Here is a 17835-nt window from a genome sequence, read left to right on the forward strand (position 1 = left end):
GATCCCCGCCCCTCGCCGATCCGGGGCCGCCCCTTGACATAACGTCAAGCGGCCGCTTCAGTCCGGGCCATGACCTTCGCCGCGCGCCATCGCCGCCCCTGCCCCGTCGCAGGAAACTGACCCCGCGCTCGGCCCTTGCGCCCCGGGCGCCGGGGTAGCCTTCGCCCGTCGCCGCCTGGCCGGCGGGCCGCCATGGCGCAACTCACCCCATTCCATTGGCAGTGCCCCCCCCCTGGGGCCGTGCGCCGCCGCCCCGTGGCGCGCAAATGCGAGATCCCCCATGACCAGAACCACCGGATCGGGCCGCCGGCCCGCCCTCGTGCTCGGCCGCGAGGACCATGAACGCCTCACCGGGCTGGCGAGCGCCGCCCTCGACCGCTTTCCCGACGTGGCCGAAGAGCTGCTCGGCGAGCTCGAGCGGGCGCGCCTCGTCGCCGCGTCGCGCCTGCCCTCCTCGGCGGTGCGCATGGGCTCGCGGGTGACCTACGCCGCCGCCGGCGTCGCGCGCACGGTGACGCTGGTCTATCCGCGGGACGCCGACATCGCCGCCGGGCGGATCTCGGTCCTGACCCCCATCGGCACCGCGCTGATCGGGCTGTCGCAGGGCCAGTCCATCGCCTGGACCGCCCGCGACGGGCGGCGCCAGACGCTCACCGTGGTCTCCGTCGAGCCGCCCGCCGGGCATGGGCAGACCGGCCGCCCGGACGCTCCGTTCCGCACCGCGTGACGGCGCCTGGCCATCCGCCGGATCAAGCGGCGGCGGATGGCCGCGGGCCTACGGGCCGACCGCGTCCTTCACGCATTTGGTGGTGAAGCTGGTCTTTGCGGCGCCGGAGAGCTTCTTGTCGGCCGCCTGGGTGTCGCAGCTGGCCTGCGCATCCTTCTGGCACTTGGTGAGGAAGCTGGTCCGCGCGGCGCCGGCGAGCTTCTTCGCGTCCGCCGAGGCGGTGCAGCTGTCGGCGAGCGCGCCGGTGGCGGCGAGCGAGACGAGCGCGAACGCGAGCACGAGCGACTTCATTCTTGTTCTCCCGTCGGCCCCACGACCGGCCACGATCCCGACAGACGGCACGGGACCATCGTGGGGCAGGTGTTGCGCCGAGACGATCGCCGTGACGGGCTGCGATCCCGCATTCCTCGGGACTGGGACCTGCCCATGTGAATCGCTTCGGACGAATCATTATGGGCAGCGAATCCGTCTCCGTTCAACGGTTGGAGCCAGAGCAGGGCAAACCGGATCGGCCCGCTCCGCCCGCCCCCTCGCCTCCCATGGAGGCGCACGATCGACGGAACGAAGCACCAGACCGTCGTCCAAGACTTGCTGCAGCGCGTCGGCGCCAAGCCCGCCATCGATCGGCACAAGGCCGATCCGGAACTAGGAAGCGGGCGGGTCCACGCGCGCAGGCCCGGCATCCGCGTCGATCTGCCGGGGAAAGCGCTGCAGCGCGGCCATCGGCGGCCGGTCGCGGCCCTGCCCCGCCGCGCGCACGATGTCGGCGATGTGCTCGAACTGGCCGGCCAGCGGGTTGGTCTTGCGCCACACCATGCCGATGGTACGCGAGGGCCGCGGCGCGGCGAGGCGCGCCACCGCGACCGCCGCCGAGCGGGTCTCGATCGGCACCGCCATCTGCGGGATCAGCGTCACGCCGATGCCCGCCCCCACCATCTGCACCAGCGTGGTCAGCGAGCTGCCCTCCATCAGATCGCGCGGCACGCTGGATGCGAGGTTGCAGAACGACAGCGCCTGCGCGCGGAAGCAATGGCCCTCCTCCAGCAGCAGCAGCCGCATCTCGCGCAGCACCTCCGGCTTGGGCACCGGCTTGTCCGCGTCCTCGAGCGGGCGCACCAGGACGAACTCCTCGTCGAACAGCGGATATTCGTTCAGGGCCGGCTCGGAGACCGGCAGCGCGACGATGGCGGTGTCGAGCCTTCCCTCCACCAGATCCTCCACCAGGCGCTGGGTCACCGCCTCGCGCGGGCGCAGATCAAGGCCCGGAAAGCGCTCGCCGACGCGCTGGATCACCCGCGGCAGCAGATAGGGCGCGACCGTCGGGATCACGCCGATGCGCAGCCGGCCCGCCAGAGGCGTGTGGGAGGAGCGCGCGAGATCGTCGAGCTCGTCCACCGCGCGCAGGATGTCGCGCACCCGCAGCGCGAATTCCTCGCCGAGGCCGGTGAGGCGGATCTGGCGCATGCCGCGCTCCACCAGCGGCGCCCCCAGGGTGTCTTCCAGCTCCTTGATCTGGAGGGACAAGGCCGGCTGGGAGATGGCGCAGGCCGCGGCGGCGCGCCCGAAATGACCATGCTGCGCCAGCGCATCGAAATAGCGAAGCTGCTTCATGGAGATGCCAATCATAAGCTGAACATATCGGGACGATTAGAAAATGCAAATTTTCATTATCAAAACTCTGGACTAGAACTCCACGGTTGAGCGCAGGGCGCGCAGCCCGGGCGTCCCGCTCCGCCGCCGTCGGCATGATCGCGGAGCGGGGCGGCGCCGGCGGCGCTGCGGATTGCGGATTTTTGGTTCATCTTGGGAGGTCGCAATGGGTGGAACCGACACGAAACCGGCCGGCAAATGCCCGGTCATGCACGGCGCGAACACCGAAGCCCGGATGTCCAACACGGACTGGTGGCCGAACGCGCTGAACCTCGACATCCTCCACCAGCACGACACGAAGACCGACCCCATGGGCAAGGACTTCGACTATCGCGAAGCGGTCAAGACGCTCGATTTCGCGGCGCTCAAGGCGGACATGACCGCGCTCATGACGCAGAGCCAGGACTGGTGGCCGGCGGACTGGGGCCACTATGGCGGACTGATGATCCGCATGTCCTGGCACGCGGCCGGCTCGTACCGCATCGCCGACGGCCGCGGCGGCGGCGGCACCGGCAACCAGCGCTTCGCCCCGCTCAATTCCTGGCCGGACAATGTGAGCCTCGACAAGGCCCGGCGCCTTCTGTGGCCGATCAAGAAGAAGTACGGCAACAAGGTCAGCTGGGCCGACCTCATCGTGCTGGCCGGCACCATCGCCTATGAATCCATGGGCCTGAAGACCTTCGGCTTCGGCTTCGGCCGCCCGGACATCTGGCATCCCGAGAAGGACACCTATTGGGGCGCCGAGAAGCAGTGGCTCGCCCCCTCCGACGCGCGCTACGAGAACGTCGACGATCCCAAGACCATGGAGAACCCGCTCGCCGCCGTGCAGATGGGCCTCATCTACGTCAATCCGGAAGGCGTCAACGGCAAGCCGGACCCGATGAAGACCGCCGCCCAGGTGCGCGAGACCTTCGCCCGCATGGCGATGAACGACGAGGAGACCGCCGCGCTCACCGCCGGCGGCCACACCGTGGGCAAGACCCACGGCAATGGCGACGCCGCCGCTCTCGGTCCCGATCCCGAGGCAGCCGACGTGGTCGAGCAGGGGCTCGGCTGGGCCAATCCCAGCCAGCACGGTCTCGCCAGCCGGGCCGTGACCTCGGGCCTCGAAGGGGCGTGGACCACGCATCCGACCACCTTCGACATGGGCTTCTTCGACATGCTGTTCGGCCACGACTGGGAGCTGCGCAAGAGCCCAGCGGGGGCCTGGCAGTGGGAGCCGGTCCACATCAAGGAAGAGGACAAGCCGGTCGACGCCAGCGACCCCTCGATCCGCCACAACCCGATGATGACCGACGCCGACATGGCGATGAAGGTGGACCCGGTCTACAACGCCATCTGCCGCAAGTTCATGGCGGACCCGGCCTATTTCCAGGACACCTTCGCCCGCGCCTGGTTCAAGCTGACCCATCGCGACATGGGCCCGAAGGTGCGCTATGTGGGCCCGGACGTGCCGAAGGAAGACCTGATCTGGCAGGATCCGGTGCCGGCCGGCCGCACCGACTATGACGTGGTCGCGGTCAAGGCGAAGATCATCACCAGCGGCCTTTCCACCGCCGAGATGATCGCCACCGCCTGGGACAGCGCCCGCACCTTCCGCGGCTCCGACATGCGCGGCGGCGCCAACGGCGCGCGCATCCGCCTCGCGCCGCAGAAGGACTGGGTCGGCAACGAGCCGGCCCGCCTCGCCAAGGTGCTCGCCGTCCTGGAGCCCATCGCCGCCGAGATCGGGGCGAGCCTCGCCGACGTGATCGTGCTCGCCGGCAATGTGGGCGTCGAGCAGGCGGCCAAGGCCGCCGGCGTCGACGTCACGGTGCCGTTCGCCCCGGGCCGGGGCGATGCCACGGACGCGCAGACCGACGCGGATTCCTTCGCCCCGCTGGAGCCGATCCATGACGGCTACCGCAACTGGCTGAAGCAGGACTACGTGGTCAGCGCCGAGGAGCTGATGCTCGACCGCACCCAGCTCATGGGCCTCACCGCCAACGAGATGACGGTCCTGGTCGGCGGCCTGCGCGTGCTCGGCGCCAATTACGGCGGCTCCAAGCATGGCGTGTTCACCGACCGGGAAGGCGCGCTGACCACCGACTTCTTCGTCAACCTGACCGACATGGCCAACGCCTGGAAGGCGGCCGAAGGCGGCGTCTACGAGGTCCGCGACCGCAAGACCGACGCGCTCAAGTGGACCGCGACCCGCATCGACCTCGTGTTCGGCTCGAACGCGGTGCTGCGCGCTTACGCCGAGGTCTACGCCCAGGACGACAACAAGGAGAAGTTCGTGAAGGACTTCGTCGCCGCCTGGACGAAGGTGATGAACGCCGACCGCTTCGACCTGAAGCCGTGAGCCTTCCACCCCCCGGCCGCGCGGCGCGGCCGGGGGGTGGATCCCGTTCCGCGCCTACCGCAACTCTGCGCCGCGCCCGCCCTTCGACCTACCGCCCTGCGGCGGCCGGAGGGCCGAGCCGGTAGACATAGAAGCGCCAGGAGGCCCCCGCACCCTGCGCGACGCCGAGTTTCGTCAGGCCCAGCTGGCCCGCATTGGCGATGGACGAGACCGAGATCAGCGCGTCGATATGCAGCGCGGCGAGAGCCGCCGCGTCATAGTCGAGGGTGATGGAGGCCGGCGCACGGTCGGCGAGGCAGCTTGACTTGCACCCCTTGCCGCCCTTGTACAGCTCGGCCGAATAGAGATAGACGCGGTTGCCCCACTCGCCAAAATAGCGCGCCAGCGCCCTGTCTTTCGTTAGCTCCGCGCGGATCACGTCGTGCACCCGCGCGTGGTTGGACAATGGCACCAGCTGGAAGTAGCCGTCGGTGGTCTGGAACCCGTTGAGGTTGGCGATGAAAGGATCGGCGCCGACGGTCGCCAGCCGGGTCTCGCCGCGCGGTCGTCCGATCAGCTGCTCCACCGCGTCAAAAATCTGCGGCGCATAATACTCATCATAGGTCACTCCGATGCGATCTTCCGCATAGAGCTTGCGCAAGCCCGCCGTCACCAGGGACGGCACGCCCGTCAGCGTGCCGTGCCGCGCCTCCGAGGCGAGCCGCGCCAGCAGACGCGAGCCGGGATCGCTCAGCAGCAGCAGGACGAGGATTTGCGGCAGCACGAGAAACGCCGCGACGGCCGCCGCCGGGATGCGGGTGTTGCGGGCGAGCAGGGCGGCGAGCCGCACCACCGCGAGGCCGAAGGCGAGATAATAGAACGGCGGAGCAAGCCACAGCCAGCGCCTGAAATCAAACTCGTGCACCACCGACGGAATGGGCAGCACGCGCTGGAGCAGATAGGGCAGGACCGCGAGCAGGCCGAGCGCCAGAATGCCGACAAGGCACGCCGTGATGGGATGGCGCGCCACCGTCCCGCCGCCTCGCGCGGGCGTCCCGCGTGCCGCCGGCAGCCATTCGGTCGCGGCGCCCGCGAGCGCCACGAGCACAGCCCAGGGCGCCACGGCGGGATTGGCGTGGAACACCCCGGTGAAAAACGTCCGCAGGACGCCGCGGAGAGCAGGCGCCGGCGAAACATCGCGCACAGCGCGCAGCGATCGCTGCGTCTCGAACGCGCCGGTGAGCTTGAGGGCGAAGAGACCATAGTCGGAGACAACGTATCCGGCGGCGAGCACGATGCCGGCGAGCAGGAGCCGCACCCCCGCCACCCATCGCGCCCGCGCGAACAGGACGAGGGCCGCCAGCCCGACCAGCGCGATCGCGAACACGCCTACGAGCGCCAGCGAGCTCGCGAACGGGAACACGGCGATGTAGGCGAAATCCACCGGCGAGGCCGTGCGCCGGGCGATGGCGATGAGCGCGACGGCGAGCATCGGCAAGCCGATGACGCTCAGGAATGCGCCCGGCATGTAGTTGAACAGGCTGAAGCATGTGGCGGCCACGACGGCGATGGCGACGCGGTCGTCGCGGGTGGCGAACAGCTCGTGCGCCACCAGCCGGTACATTCCCCAAAAGCCGATCGCGCGGGCGATGATCTCGGCCACCACCGTCACCCAGTACGGCGGCAGAACGAGATAGAGCAGGCTCTGCGCCGAAAACTGGGCGCCGAGGCCCACGCGCGGCACGCCGGTGTCGAACACCGTCGGCACCTGACTGCTCCAGGACGCGAACAGCATGCCCGTGCGCGCCAGGATCACATTCCAGGCGTGGAAGGAATCGAGATAGTCCCAGGGATGGACCAGCGAGCCGCTGCCGAGCACGATCTTGGGCAGCAGCAGAAGTGCCAGGGCGACACCCCAGGCCGAAAGCGCCACGATCAACAGCGGGCGCTGCGAGAACGGTCGCGTCTGCGGCATCGAACGAATTCCCCCAAACCCATTGCCCAGCATCAGCCGGCTCGTGCCATCCGCCGCCACGCCACGGGGCGACGCCTCGCTCACCGCAATTCTACACCGTCCCCGCCCTGCCCCGGCGGATTGGAAGGCGCGCCGCGCCGGTGGGAGATGAAGATGAGGAAATGCATGGCGAGGAAGCTGGTGACCGGCATCAGCACTACGCCAAGGAGCAGGCCGATCCAGTAGCCGAGGTCACCGAGCGGCTCGGTGACGTAGACGGCGAGCAGCACCACCGCGACGTTGACCACCTGCAGCAGCGCGAACCGCACCACCTGCCCGCCCCACTGGCCGTCGTCGCGGAACGTCACCCGCTTGTGGCCGAGGAAGGAGACCGGGATCGCCACGACGTAGGCCAGGAAGGAGGCGACGAACTTCTCGCACCCGAACGCGCGGTGCAGCACCGCCGCGACGATCAGATAGGTGAGGCTCGCGGCCGCCCCAACGAGCACAAATCGGGCCGCGCGGAACAGCGGCGACGAGCTACGCCAGGCCTCGCCCAGACGCGTCATCCCGCCGCCCGCGCCGTCATCTCGTGCTGGGCTCCGAACGGCAGGCCTGCGAACAGCTTGTCGAGGCGGGCGATGGTCGGCGAGACGGGCGGAAGGGTGAAGATGCTGCGGCTGCGCACGTCCTTGAAGCCCGCCCCCTCCATCAGCTTGCGCAGAGTGCCCGGCGACAACAGCACCGCGTCCTCGTCGAACTCGCAGCGCGAGACCACAAGCCGCGTCAAAGGGTTGTAAGGATTGTGCTCGAATACCACGGCAAGGCCTCCCGGCCGCAGCATCCGATGCATCTCCGCCGCGAAAGCGGGCCAGTTCTCCGGCGGCACGTGGTGGATCACGCAGGCGGCGAAGATCAGGTCGAAGGTCCCGCTCTCGTAGGGCGCGACCGAGCCGTCATAGACCGCATAGGTGCATGCAGGATTGGCGGCCCGCGCGAGGTCGATGCTGGAGGCCGAGACGTCGAGGCCGTGCAGCGCGCGGAAGGCGCCATCGAGATGGCGGTGAAACGTGCCAACACCGCAGCCGAGGTCGAGCACGGTGAGCTTCGCCGGGTCGCCGAGTTCGGCCCGCGCCAGCTCTATCAGTCGGTCGGCCTTGGCCTTGGCGAAGCGATCGACGTCGAGGCCCGAGAAGGCCATAGCACTGTTGATTTCCTTGGCATAAGCGGCGCTGACATCGTCGAAAGTCGCGGCTACGGTATCCGATTTGGCCTGCCCGCTCACCCTGCCCTCCCCGCCGATACCACGCCCTGCCGACACCAGCCGACTGCCGCCATCACGCTCACGTCCAAACCATCCACGGCGCGCGTGACAAAACAAATCGCGGCGGATGCCTCAACGTTGTGACGGCAAACACCTTCAATTGACAGAATTCGAGATGACCGATTCATGACGACTGCACGACCAAGCGGAGCCATGACCCCGGAAACGACTCGAAACGCCGGCCGCAGAAGCAAATAAGTCTTTTCCGCGTTGCAGCATAGTGCTATTTGGCTGGACTCGCAAGGGGAGGCGCCGATGGCGGCATTCGAGGGCGACCTGCGTGGCGCGCGCATACTCGTCACCGGGCATTCCGGCTTTACCGGAGGGTGGGCGAGCCTCTGGCTTTCGCGGATCGGCGCCGAGGTGCACGGCCTGTCCTTGCCCCCCGAGACCACCCCGAGCCTGTTCGCCGCCGCCGGTGTCGAAGCCGCCTGCGCCTCCAGCACCTTTGCCGACATCCGCGAGGCCGAGGCGGTGCGCGCGGTGTTCGCGCGCGTGCGCCCGGACCTGGTGCTGCACCTCGCCGCCCAGCCGCTGGTGCGCCGCTCCTACCGCCTGCCGATCGAGACCTATGCCGCCAACCTCATGGGCACGGTGCACGTGCTCGAGGCCGCCCGCCACCAGGCGCAGGTGAAGGGCGCGGTGTGCATCACCACCGACAAGGTCTACGCCAACCGCGAGAGCGACTACGCCTACCACGAGGGCGACCGGCTCGGCGGCCACGATCCCTACAGCGCCTCCAAGGCGTGCGCCGAGATCGCCATCGAAAGCTATCGCAGCTCCCTGCCCTCCTGGGGCCAGGCCATGCTGATCGCCAGCGCGCGCGGCGGCAACATCATCGGCGGCGGCGACTGGTCGGAGGACCGGCTGGTCCCCGACTTCGCCCGCGCCGCCGCCAAGAACGAGGCGCTGGTGATCCGCAATCCGAAGGCGGTGCGCCCCTGGCAGCACGTGCTCTGCCTGTGCCACGGCTATCTGACGCTGCTCGCCGAGATCACCCGCGGCAATCCGGCGGTCTCCGACGCCTGGAACTTCGGCCCCGACCGCGCCGACTGCGTGAGCGTGGAGGAGATGCTGAAGCGCATGGCCCAGCACTGGTCGTCGCTCCAGGTGGAGGTGGTGCCCTCGATCCAGCACGAGGCCAAACTGCTGATGCTCGACAGCGCCAAAGCGCGGTCTCAGATCGGCTGGCAGCCGGCCTGGACGCTGCAGGAGACGCTCGCTGCGACCGCCGGCTGGTACCGCGGCTATTGCGAGGATCCCGCCTCGGCCCGCGCCATCACCATCGGCCAGACCGACGCCTATCGCGCCCGCATCGCCGCCCCGGTCGAGGCCACCGGTGCGGCGCATGCCTGAGAGTGTCCTGATCGCGGGCGCATCCGGCCAGCTCGGGCCGGCGGTGGCGCGCGCCTTCGCGGAGGCCGGATGGCGCGTCCACACGCTCCAGCGCCGCTTGGGCGCGCCGGCCGGCGCCGACGCGATCGTGCTGCCACAGGACTGGACCGCCGCGGCGCTCGCCGCCGCCGCCGGGGGCCTCACGGTCGACGTGGTGGTCAATCTCGTCGGCGCCGGCGTCGACCCCGGCACGCGCCAGCCGGAGCGGCTCGAGGCGGTGAATGTCGACCTTGCCGAGCGCCTCGCCGGGTTCGCCGGCGGCCTCGGCGCGCGCGCCTTCGTCAATCTCGGCAGCGGCTCCGAATACCTGCCCTCCGAGGCCTCGGCGCTCGACGAGGCGGCCGCCGAGAACGCCGCGGAGGCCTATGCCCGCACCAAGGCGGAGGGCGGGCGCCGCGCGCTCGCCACCTGCGCGCGCCTCGGCATCGTCGGCGCCCATGTGCGGCTGTTCGGCATGTATGGCGAGAGCGAGCGCGGCCACCGCCTGCTGCCCACCATCGTGCGCGCCCACCGGGAAGGCGGCCGCGCCAAGCTGTCCGCCGGCTTCCAGGTGCGCGACTGGCTCTACGAGCGCGATGTCGGCGAAGCGACGGCGCGGCTCGCCGGGGCGCTGGTCGCCGGGAGCGCGCCCTCGGGGGTGTACAATCTCGGCGCCGGCGCCGGCAACACGGTGCGCCGCTTCGCCCAGCTCGCGGCGGAGCTGCTGGGCGGCGCGCCCGATCTGCTGGAGTTCGGCGCCGTCGGCCTGCGGGACGGCGAGGGCAACCGCCTCGTCGCCGACATTTCAAAGCTGCGCGCGGCGACCGGCTGGATGCCGCGCGACGACCTGCGCTCCGGCCTCGCGCGCGCGATCGCGCAGATGCAGACCTGAACCACCGGGAACGGATCCATGAGCACGCGCAAGCTGATTACGTTCTGCATTCCCGTCTACAACGAATCCGAGAACGTCGATCGCCTGATCTCCCGGCTCCAGAGCACCGCCGCCGCGCTCGCGGAGCGGTACGATTTCGAGTTCCTGTTCACGGACAACTGCTCCGAGGACGACACGGCCGAAAAGCTGAAGGCGGCCGCGACGCGTGAGCCGCGCATCCGCCTGATCCGCCTGTCGCGCAATTTCGGCTTCCAGAAGTCGATCCTCACCAATTACCTGAACGCCCGCGGCGACGCGCTGATCCAGCTCGACGCCGACCTCCAGGACCCGCCGGAGATGGCGGCCGACTTCCTCGCCTTGTGGGAGCGCGGCTACAAGGTGGTCTACGGCATCCGGCGCAAGCGCCTGGAGAGCCGGCTCATGCAGCGCATCCGCAAGGCGGGCTATGCCTTCATCAGCAACCTCTCCGACGAGCCGATCCCGCTCGACGCCGGCGATTTCCGGCTCATCGACCGGGTGATCGTCGAGGCGCTCCAGGAATACAATGACTATGCCCCCTATCTGCGCGGCGCCATCGCCACGCTCGGCTATCCGCAGGTGGGCATCGAGTATGACCGCGCCCAGCGCGAGGCCGGCAAGAGCAATTTCGGCATCCGCGAGGTGATCAAGCTCGGCATGGACGGGCTGTTCAGCACCTCGATGGTGCCTCTGCGCCTCGCCACTTGGGTCGGCGTCATCGCGCTGGTGGTCAGCGTGCTGGCGATCCCGGTCTACATCATCGCGCGCTACGCCAACCCAAGTTTCCCGGCAGGTTTCGCGAGCATCTACATCTTCATCCTGATCTCCATGGGCGTGAACGCGCTGCTGCTCGGCGTGTTCGGCGAGTATATCGGGCGCATCTTCCGCAACACGCGCGGCGGCCCCATCACCATTATCCAGGAGCGGTTCGACGGCAGCTCCGACCAAGTCCCGCCGCGGCCCGCGCGGGTCGAGGCGCTTTCTTCAGAAGAACGGGGGTCATGATGAAGGCAGTCATTCTGGCGGGCGGCTTCGGCACGCGCCTCGCCGAAGAAACCCAGCTCAAGCCCAAGCCGATGATCGAGATCGGCGGCCGGCCGCTGCTGTGGCACATCATGAAGCTCTACAGCTTTCACGGCGTGACTGACTTCGTCATCTGCCTCGGCTACAAGGCCGAGGTCATCAAGGAATATTTCTGCAACTATTACATGCACTCCTCGGACCTCTCGGTCGACCTCTCCGACGGGTCCGTGAAGGTGCTGGAGACGGTGGCCGAGCCCTGGAAGGTCACGCTGGTGGATACCGGCCTCAATTCCATGACCGGCGGACGCATCCGCCGCGTGCGCAAGCATATCGGCGAGGCGCCCTTCTGCCTGACCTATGGCGACGGCGTCGCCGACATCGACATCGCCCGCCTGATCGCCCACCACACGGCGTCGGGCCTCAAGGCGACGGTGACGGCGGTGCAGCCGCCCGGCCGCTTCGGCGTGCTGCAGTTCGACGGCGCCGGCGACAAGATCACCGCCTTCACCGAGAAGCCGCGCGACGAGATCGGCTGGATCAATGGCGGCTTCTTCGTGCTGGAGCCCTCGGTCATCGACCTGATTGACAGCGACGCCAGCGTGTGGGAGCAGGCGCCGATGCAAACGCTGGCGAACACCGGCGAGCTTTCGGCGTTCAAGCACACCGGCTTCTGGCAGGCCTGCGACACGCTGCGGGACAAGCAGCAGCTCGAATCGCTCTGGGCCGGGGGCGACGCTCCCTGGTGCGTCTGGAACCGCTAGCGCCAGACAACGTGGCTGGACCAGCTGGCGCGCCGCCATCGGCACGCCAGTCTCCGGCGGAGCGCAAGACGTTGCCCGCGCGGCGCGAGATCGAGGATCCGCGGGCACCGGCGCAGGCCTTGGCCGCGCCATGCGGGCATGCGATCCCATATGTGCGATGCTGTGTTTCGGTTCGCTGGAGCCGGAGCTGCCCGTGGTGAGTCGCCATGGGCGCTCCAAGGTGCTTCCATCCGGCCGGGTCGCCCTCTAGCGTTCGCCAAACGGATCCGATCCTTGCCCAAGCCTCCCACCAAGCCTCCCGCCAAGCGCCCCGCGAAGGGCACCACCCGCCCGGACAAGCCGCGCGCTGGCCGGACGCGGGCGGCGCGCAAAGACGCCGCCGCCGGGCACGCCCGTGCCGAGGCGCTGGTGATCGCGCCGCGCGCCACCGGCGCCATGCCCTCGAAGCAGGAGGTGCTGGCCTTCATCGCCTCCCAGGGCGGCAAGGTGGGCAAGCGTGAGATCGCCCGCGCCTTCGGCCTCGACGCCGCCCAGAAGGTGGAGCTGAAGGGCCTGCTGCGGGATCTGGCCGACGCGGGCACGGTGGAGCGCCAGCGCCGCCGGCTCCACGTGCCCGGCGCCCTGCCCGGCGTCGTGCTCGCCGACATCGTCGCCCGCGACGCCGACGGCGAGCTGGTGGCGGTGCCGGTGGAATGGGACGGCGAGGCCCATGGCGAGGCGCCGCGCATCCTGGTCCTGCCCCAGCGGCAGAATTATCGCGGCGCCCGCTCCGGCGGCGCCCCGCGCGGCGCGGCGGCGGGCCTGTCCGACCGGGTGCTGCTGCGCATCTCGGACCCGGGCGACAGCGAGACGCCGGCCACCGGGCGCGTCATCAAGGTGCTGGAGAAGGCGCGCCGGCAGCAGCTCGGCATCTTCCGCGCCGCCCCGCACGGCGGCGGGCGCATCATCCCGATCGACAAGAAGGCGCTCGGACGCGAATTGCAGGTGCCGCCCGGCGCCGAGCAGGATGCCGAGGACGGCGACCTCGTGGCGGTGGAGCTGACCCGCAGCCGCGTGTTCGGCCTGCCCACGGCGCGGGTGAAGGAGCGGCTCGGCTCGCTCAAGTCCGAGAAGGCGGTGAGCCTCATCGCCATCCACGCCCACGGCATCCCCAACGCCTTCCCCGACGCGGTGATGAAGGAGGCCGAGGCGGCGCCCAAGGCGAGCCTGCGCGGCCGCGAGGATTGGCGCGACCTTCAGCTCGTCACCATCGACCCGGCCGACGCCAAGGACCATGACGACGCGGTCCATGCGGTTGTCGACGACGACGTGGACAATGAAGGCGGCTTCGTCGTCACGGTCGCCATCGCCGACGTCTCAGCCTATGTGCGCCCCGGCGCGCCGCTCGACCGCGAGGCGCTGCTGCGCGGCAATTCGGTCTATTTCCCCGACCGCGTCGTGCCCATGCTGCCCGAGCGCATCTCCAACGATCTGTGCTCCCTGCGCCCGCTCGAGGACCGCCCGGCGCTCGCGGTGCGCATGGTGATCGGCCGCGACGGGCGCAAGCGCGCCCACAGCTTCCACCGCATCATGATGCGCTCGGCGGCCAAGCTCGCTTACGCCCAGGCCCAGGATGCCGTCGAGGGCCGCACCGACGCCGTCACCGAGCCGATCGTCGGCGCCGTGCTCGCCCCGCTCTATGCCGCCTATGCCTGCGTGAAGGCGGCGCGGGACGAGCGCCAGCCGCTCGACCTCGATCTGCCGGAGCGCAAGATCCTGCTCAAGGAGGACGGCACGGTGGACAAGGTGGTGGTGCCGCGCCGGCTCGACGCGCACCGCCTGATCGAGGAGTTCATGATCCTCGCCAACGTCGCCGCCGCCGAGACCCTGGAGGAGCGGCGCACGCCGCTGATCTACCGGGTCCACGACGCGCCCTCGCTGGAGAAGGTCTCCGCGCTCAGGGACTTCCTGAAGACCATCGACATCGCCTTGCCGAAGGCCGAGCAGGTGCGCCCCGCCCAGTTCAACCGCATCCTCGCCCAGGTGGTGGGCACCGAGGTCGCGCCGCTGGTGAACCAGGTGATCCTGCGCAGCCAGTCCCAGGCCGAGTATGCCTCGGAAAATTACGGCCATTTCGGCCTCAATCTGCGCCGCTACGCGCATTTCACCTCGCCGATCCGGCGCTATGCCGATCTGATCGTCCACCGCGCTCTGGTGCGCGCCCTCGGGCTCGGCCGCGACGGCCTGCCGGAGGACGCCACCGCCGAGACGCTCGCTGAGGTGGCCGCCGCCATCTCCGTCACCGAGCGGCGCGCCATGGCGGCCGAGCGCGAGACCGTGGACCGGCTGATCGCCCATCATCTGGCCGACCGGATCGGCGCCACCTTCACCGGCCGCGTCACCGGCGCCACCCGGGCGGGACTATTCGTCGCGCTCGACGACACCGGGGCCGACGGCTTCGTCCCCGCCGCCACCCTCGGGGCCGACTATTACCGCTTCGACGAGACGCGCCAGGCGCTGGTGGGCGAACGCACCGGCGAGATGCACCGCATCGGCGACCGGGTGGAGGTCAAGCTGGTGGAGGCGGCGCCGGTGGCCGGCGCGCTCCGATTTGAGCTTCTGAGCGAAGGGACCTATGTAGGACGGTCGCAGGGCCGCGCGCGCGGGCTCAAGTCCCTGCCGGCCAAGGGCGCATCGCGCGCGGCATTCGCAGCCGGGACGGGGCGCGGCAAGGCCGGCAAGGGATCCGGCAACACCCCCGGCCGGGGGACCGACGACGGTTCCGGCGCGGGGCGGAGCAAGCCGCGCGGCAAGGCGCCCCCCAAAGGGCGCAGATGAAAGGATCGGCCGCGGCCATGAGCATGACAGTCACCACCCGGCGCGCCGCCCTGGGGGAGGACAGCGCGGTCGCGGATCCCGCGCTGCCCCCGGCGCAACCGCCGGCGCCGCGCTCGGTGCCGCAGGCGCTGCTGCGCGGCGCCATGGGATGCTGCCCGGCCTGCGGCGCCCGCGGCCTGTTCCCGCGCTATCTCAAGGTGACCCCGGCCTGCGCCGCGTGCGGCGAGGAGCTCTACCACCACCGCGCGGACGATGCCCCGCCTTACGCCACCATCCTGGTGGTGGGCCATGTGGTGGTGCCGCTGATGGTGCTGGTGGAGGAGATGTTCCGGCCGCCGCTCGGCGTCCACCTGGCGCTCTGGCTGCCGCTGACGCTGGTGATGTGCCTCGCGCTGCTGCCGCTTTTGAAGGGCATGCTGGTGAACCTGCAATGGGCGCTGCGCATGCACGGCTTCGACCGCACCAGCGACGAATGGGAGCCGATGCCGGCCGATGCCGCCGCGCGCCGGGAGGCTGCGGCGCGTCCATGAGCGGCAGCAAGAGACAGGCGGCGCAGGGGGCGCCGACCGCGGGCGGCAGCCCGCAGGCGGCGGTCGCGGCCGACGGCGCGGCGAGCGCCCCCGGGGCGGAGGTCCTGGTGAAGCTGAACGCCGCCGAGCGGCGCATGGACTGGCCCAATTGCCGGCCCAAGGACGCGGCGACCATCATCCTGCTCGACCGCAAGGGCAAGACGCCGCGCATGCTCATGGGCCTGCGCCACGGCGGCCACCGTTTCCTGCCCAACCTCTACGTCTTCCCCGGCGGCCGGCTGGAGGCCGCCGACGCGCGCATGCCGGTGCGCGGCGTGGTGGACGCGGAGAGCCAGCGCCGGCTGATGGAGCGCGTGCAGCGCCCCACCTTCGCCCGCGCGCGCGGTCTTGCCGCCGCGGCGATCCGCGAGCTTTACGAGGAGACCGGCCTGCTGCTCGGCACCCGCGACCTCGGCGCGCCCAAGGCGCCGTCCCAGGACTGGGACACCTTCGAGCGCGAGGGCGTGTTCCCGAACCTCGAGGCGCTGACCTATGTCGCCCGCGCCATCACCCCGCCGCGCCGGCCCAAGCGCTTCGACACCCGCTTCTTCTGCGCCGACGCCGACGCAGTGTGCGGCGAGGTGCCCGGCATCGTCGGTCCCGACGCCGAGCTCACCGAGCTGCGCTGGCTCTCGTTCCGCGAGACCGAATCCATCGAGCTGCCCGCCATCACCCGCGCGATTTTGTGGGAGATCGAGACCCGCATCGCGGCCGGCTTCGCGCCGCGCCTGCCGGTGCCGTTCTTTTTCTGGCGCGGCGGGCGCTTCCAGCGCGAATACATGCCCTGATCGTGCCCGCCTTGCCCCTTCCCGCCTCGGTCTCCCCGTTCTGATGCACGCACCCGCCGGGCCGCACGCCCCCATGAGCCAGAGCAGCCGCACGGCCTCCATCACCGCCGCCATCTCGGCCATCACGGTGGTCGGGGTCGGCATCTCCCTGTCGATCCCGCTCTTGGCGCTGGAGCTGGAATCGCGCGGCATCTCGCGCACCCTCATCGGCGTCAACACGGCGGTGGCGGGCGTCGCCACCATCGTCACCGCGCCGTTCGTGCCGCTGCTGGTGCGCAAGCTCGGCGTGCGCGCGCTGCTCACGCTCGCCATCGCGGCGAGCGCCCTGAGCCTGATCGGCTTCAAGGCGGCCGGCTCGTTTCTGCTCTGGTTCCCGCTGCGCTTCGTCTTCGGCGCGGCGCTCTGCGTGCTGTTCGCGGTCAGCGAGTTCTGGATCAACGCGGTCGCCCCGCCGCACCGGCGCGGGCTGGTGATGGGCATCTACGCCACCGCGCTCTCGATGGGCGCGGCGCTCGGGCCCGCCATCCTCAGCCTGCTCGGCGCCTCCGGCTGGGAGCCCTATGTCGCCGGCGCCGTGGTGCTGCTCGCCGGCGCCATCCCGATCGTGCTGGCGAACGGCATGACGCCGCGCATCCACGACGACGACCATCACGGCGTCATCGCCTTCCTGCGCCACTCGCCCACCGCGCTGCTGGCGGCGCTGGTGTTCGGCGCCATCGAGACCGCGGTGATGAGCTTCCTGCCGCTCTACGGCCTGCGGCTCGGGCTCGGCGAGGGGCAGGCCTCGCTGCTGCTCACCGTGGCGGTGCTCGGCAACGTCGCGTTCCAGATTCCCCTCGGCCTCGTCAGCGACAGGGTGGACCGGCGCCTGCTGCTGCTCGCCTGCGCTTTGGTGGGCACCGTCGGCGCGCTGATGCTGCCGCTGATGCGGGTGGACGGCGCCGGCTTCCTGGTCACGGTGTTCGTCGCCACCGGGGTGGTGGGCTCGCTCTATACCGTGGGCCTGGCCCATCTCGGCGCGCGCTTCCACGGGGCGAATCTCGCCGCCGCCAATGCGGCGTTCGTGATGCTCTATTCGGTGGGGCTGATCGCCGGCCCGCCGGCGGTGGGGCTGGGCATGGACTTCGCCGACCCCTACGGCTTCGCCTACGTGATCGCCGCGACGCTGGGCGCCTATGCGCTGATGGTGGCGAGCCGCCTCGCCTTCAAGCGTCCGGCCGCCGGGCCTTGACATCGCCCGCTTCCTGAGCGAGTTTCCGCGCCCACGAGCCGCCTCATGGGCAGCGCGACTGCCGAGCTTTTCTCGTTCGCGACGCATCGCGCGCTGAAAGCGGCACCCAGGGATCAAGACATGGCCAAGGCTGCAACCATCAAGATCAAGCTCCTGTCCAGCGCGGACACGGGCGTGTTCTACGTGACCAAGAAGAACTCGCGCACCAAGACCGACAAGCTCGTGCTCAAGAAGTACGATCCGGTGGCGCGCAAGCACGTGGAATTCCGCGAGACCAAGATCAAGTGAGTCCGGCCGGCGCCTTGGCGCCGTGGGTTCGCCGTCACGCTTCGTGACTGACAGGGCGCCGCAAGGCGCCCTTTTCCTTTCGGGCCGCGCGCGTTG

16 protein-coding genes are annotated in these 17835 nt (G+C 70.1%); 11 read left to right on the forward strand and 5 right to left on the reverse strand.

What is annotated here, in order from left to right; all coding sequences use genetic code 11:
* The first annotated feature begins 280 nt into the window (after positions 1-280).
* Positions 281-727 carry a nucleoside diphosphate kinase regulator gene (gene rnk / locus ABLE88_RS20370; protein ID WP_348833576.1) on the forward strand — a complete coding sequence of 149 codons (447 nt, stop codon included), beginning with the start codon at positions 281-283 and terminating at the stop codon, positions 725-727.
* A 48-nt stretch (positions 728-775) separates the two neighbouring features.
* On the opposite strand, the gene ABLE88_RS20375 is transcribed toward rnk, so the two are convergent.
* Complete coding sequence (locus ABLE88_RS20375; RefSeq protein ID WP_348833577.1) at positions 776-1018, reverse strand: hypothetical protein; 243 nt, start codon at positions 1016-1018, stop codon at positions 776-778.
* Positions 1019-1372: 354 nt separating this feature from the next.
* Positions 1373-2353, reverse strand: a complete 981-nt coding sequence (locus ABLE88_RS20380) for a hydrogen peroxide-inducible genes activator (RefSeq protein ID WP_348833578.1) — start codon at positions 2351-2353, stop codon at positions 1373-1375.
* A 190-nt stretch (positions 2354-2543) separates the two neighbouring features.
* Here ABLE88_RS20380 and katG point away from each other — a divergent pair, with 190 nt between their 5' ends.
* Entirely contained in the window at positions 2544-4721 is a 2178-nt protein-coding gene (gene katG, locus ABLE88_RS20385) for a catalase/peroxidase HPI (protein ID WP_348833579.1), read from the forward strand.
* Positions 4722-4809: 88 nt separating this feature from the next.
* Here the strand turns inward: katG and ABLE88_RS20390 are convergent, their stop codons facing one another.
* The 3 genes from ABLE88_RS20390 to ABLE88_RS20400 all read right to left on the reverse strand — a co-directional run bounded on the left by ABLE88_RS20390 (position 4810) and on the right by ABLE88_RS20400 (position 7939).
* Complete coding sequence (locus ABLE88_RS20390) at positions 4810-6675, reverse strand: DUF6044 family protein (RefSeq protein ID WP_348833580.1); 1866 nt, start codon at positions 6673-6675, stop codon at positions 4810-4812.
* A gap of 80 nt (positions 6676-6755) precedes the next feature.
* On the reverse strand, positions 6756-7223 hold the full coding sequence (locus ABLE88_RS20395) for a GtrA family protein (protein ID WP_348833581.1): 468 nt from the start codon (positions 7221-7223) through the stop codon (positions 6756-6758).
* A complete protein-coding gene (locus tag ABLE88_RS20400) occupies positions 7220-7939 on the reverse strand; it encodes a class I SAM-dependent methyltransferase (protein ID WP_348833582.1) in 720 nt (239 codons plus the stop codon). The genes ABLE88_RS20395 and ABLE88_RS20400 overlap by 4 nt, the downstream gene beginning before the upstream one ends.
* 294 nt (positions 7940-8233) lie before the next feature.
* On the opposite strand from ABLE88_RS20400, the gene rfbG reads away from it, so the two are divergent.
* The 9 genes from rfbG (at position 8234) to rpmG (ending at position 17739) form a co-directional block, all read left to right on the forward strand.
* Positions 8234-9334 carry a CDP-glucose 4,6-dehydratase gene (gene rfbG / locus ABLE88_RS20405; RefSeq protein ID WP_348833583.1) on the forward strand — a complete coding sequence of 367 codons (1101 nt, stop codon included), beginning with the start codon at positions 8234-8236 and terminating at the stop codon, positions 9332-9334.
* Positions 9327-10244, forward strand: coding sequence for an NAD-dependent epimerase/dehydratase family protein (locus ABLE88_RS20410; RefSeq protein WP_348833584.1), 918 nt, complete (start codon positions 9327-9329; stop codon positions 10242-10244). The genes rfbG and ABLE88_RS20410 overlap by 8 nt, the downstream gene beginning before the upstream one ends.
* A gap of 18 nt (positions 10245-10262) precedes the next feature.
* Complete coding sequence (locus tag ABLE88_RS20415) at positions 10263-11267, forward strand: glycosyltransferase family 2 protein (RefSeq protein WP_348833585.1); 1005 nt, start codon at positions 10263-10265, stop codon at positions 11265-11267.
* Positions 11267-12046, forward strand: coding sequence for a glucose-1-phosphate cytidylyltransferase (gene rfbF, locus ABLE88_RS20420; RefSeq protein WP_348833702.1), 780 nt, complete (start codon positions 11267-11269; stop codon positions 12044-12046). The genes ABLE88_RS20415 and rfbF overlap by 1 nt, the downstream gene beginning before the upstream one ends.
* 435 nt (positions 12047-12481) lie before the next feature.
* Positions 12482-14863, forward strand: coding sequence for a ribonuclease R (rnr, locus tag ABLE88_RS20425; RefSeq protein WP_348833704.1), 2382 nt, complete (start codon positions 12482-12484; stop codon positions 14861-14863).
* A gap of 17 nt (positions 14864-14880) precedes the next feature.
* Positions 14881-15393, forward strand: coding sequence for a DUF983 domain-containing protein (locus ABLE88_RS20430; protein ID WP_348833586.1), 513 nt, complete (start codon positions 14881-14883; stop codon positions 15391-15393).
* Positions 15390-16220, forward strand: coding sequence for an NUDIX hydrolase (locus ABLE88_RS20435; protein WP_348833587.1), 831 nt, complete (start codon positions 15390-15392; stop codon positions 16218-16220). The genes ABLE88_RS20430 and ABLE88_RS20435 overlap by 4 nt, the downstream gene beginning before the upstream one ends.
* A gap of 43 nt (positions 16221-16263) precedes the next feature.
* Positions 16264-17451 (forward strand): MFS transporter, encoded by a 1188-nt coding sequence (locus ABLE88_RS20440; RefSeq protein ID WP_510182926.1) that lies wholly within the window; start codon positions 16264-16266, stop codon positions 17449-17451.
* Positions 17452-17571: 120 nt separating this feature from the next.
* The gene (gene rpmG, locus ABLE88_RS20445) at positions 17572-17739 is read left to right on the forward strand and encodes a 50S ribosomal protein L33 (RefSeq protein ID WP_203192095.1); all 168 of its coding nucleotides are present in this window, start codon (positions 17572-17574) and stop codon (positions 17737-17739) included.
* The last annotated feature ends 96 nt before the right edge of the window (positions 17740-17835 follow it).

It is taken from the genome of Xanthobacter luteus (assembly GCF_040049235.1).
Lineage (GTDB): Bacteria > Pseudomonadota > Alphaproteobacteria > Rhizobiales > Xanthobacteraceae > Xanthobacter.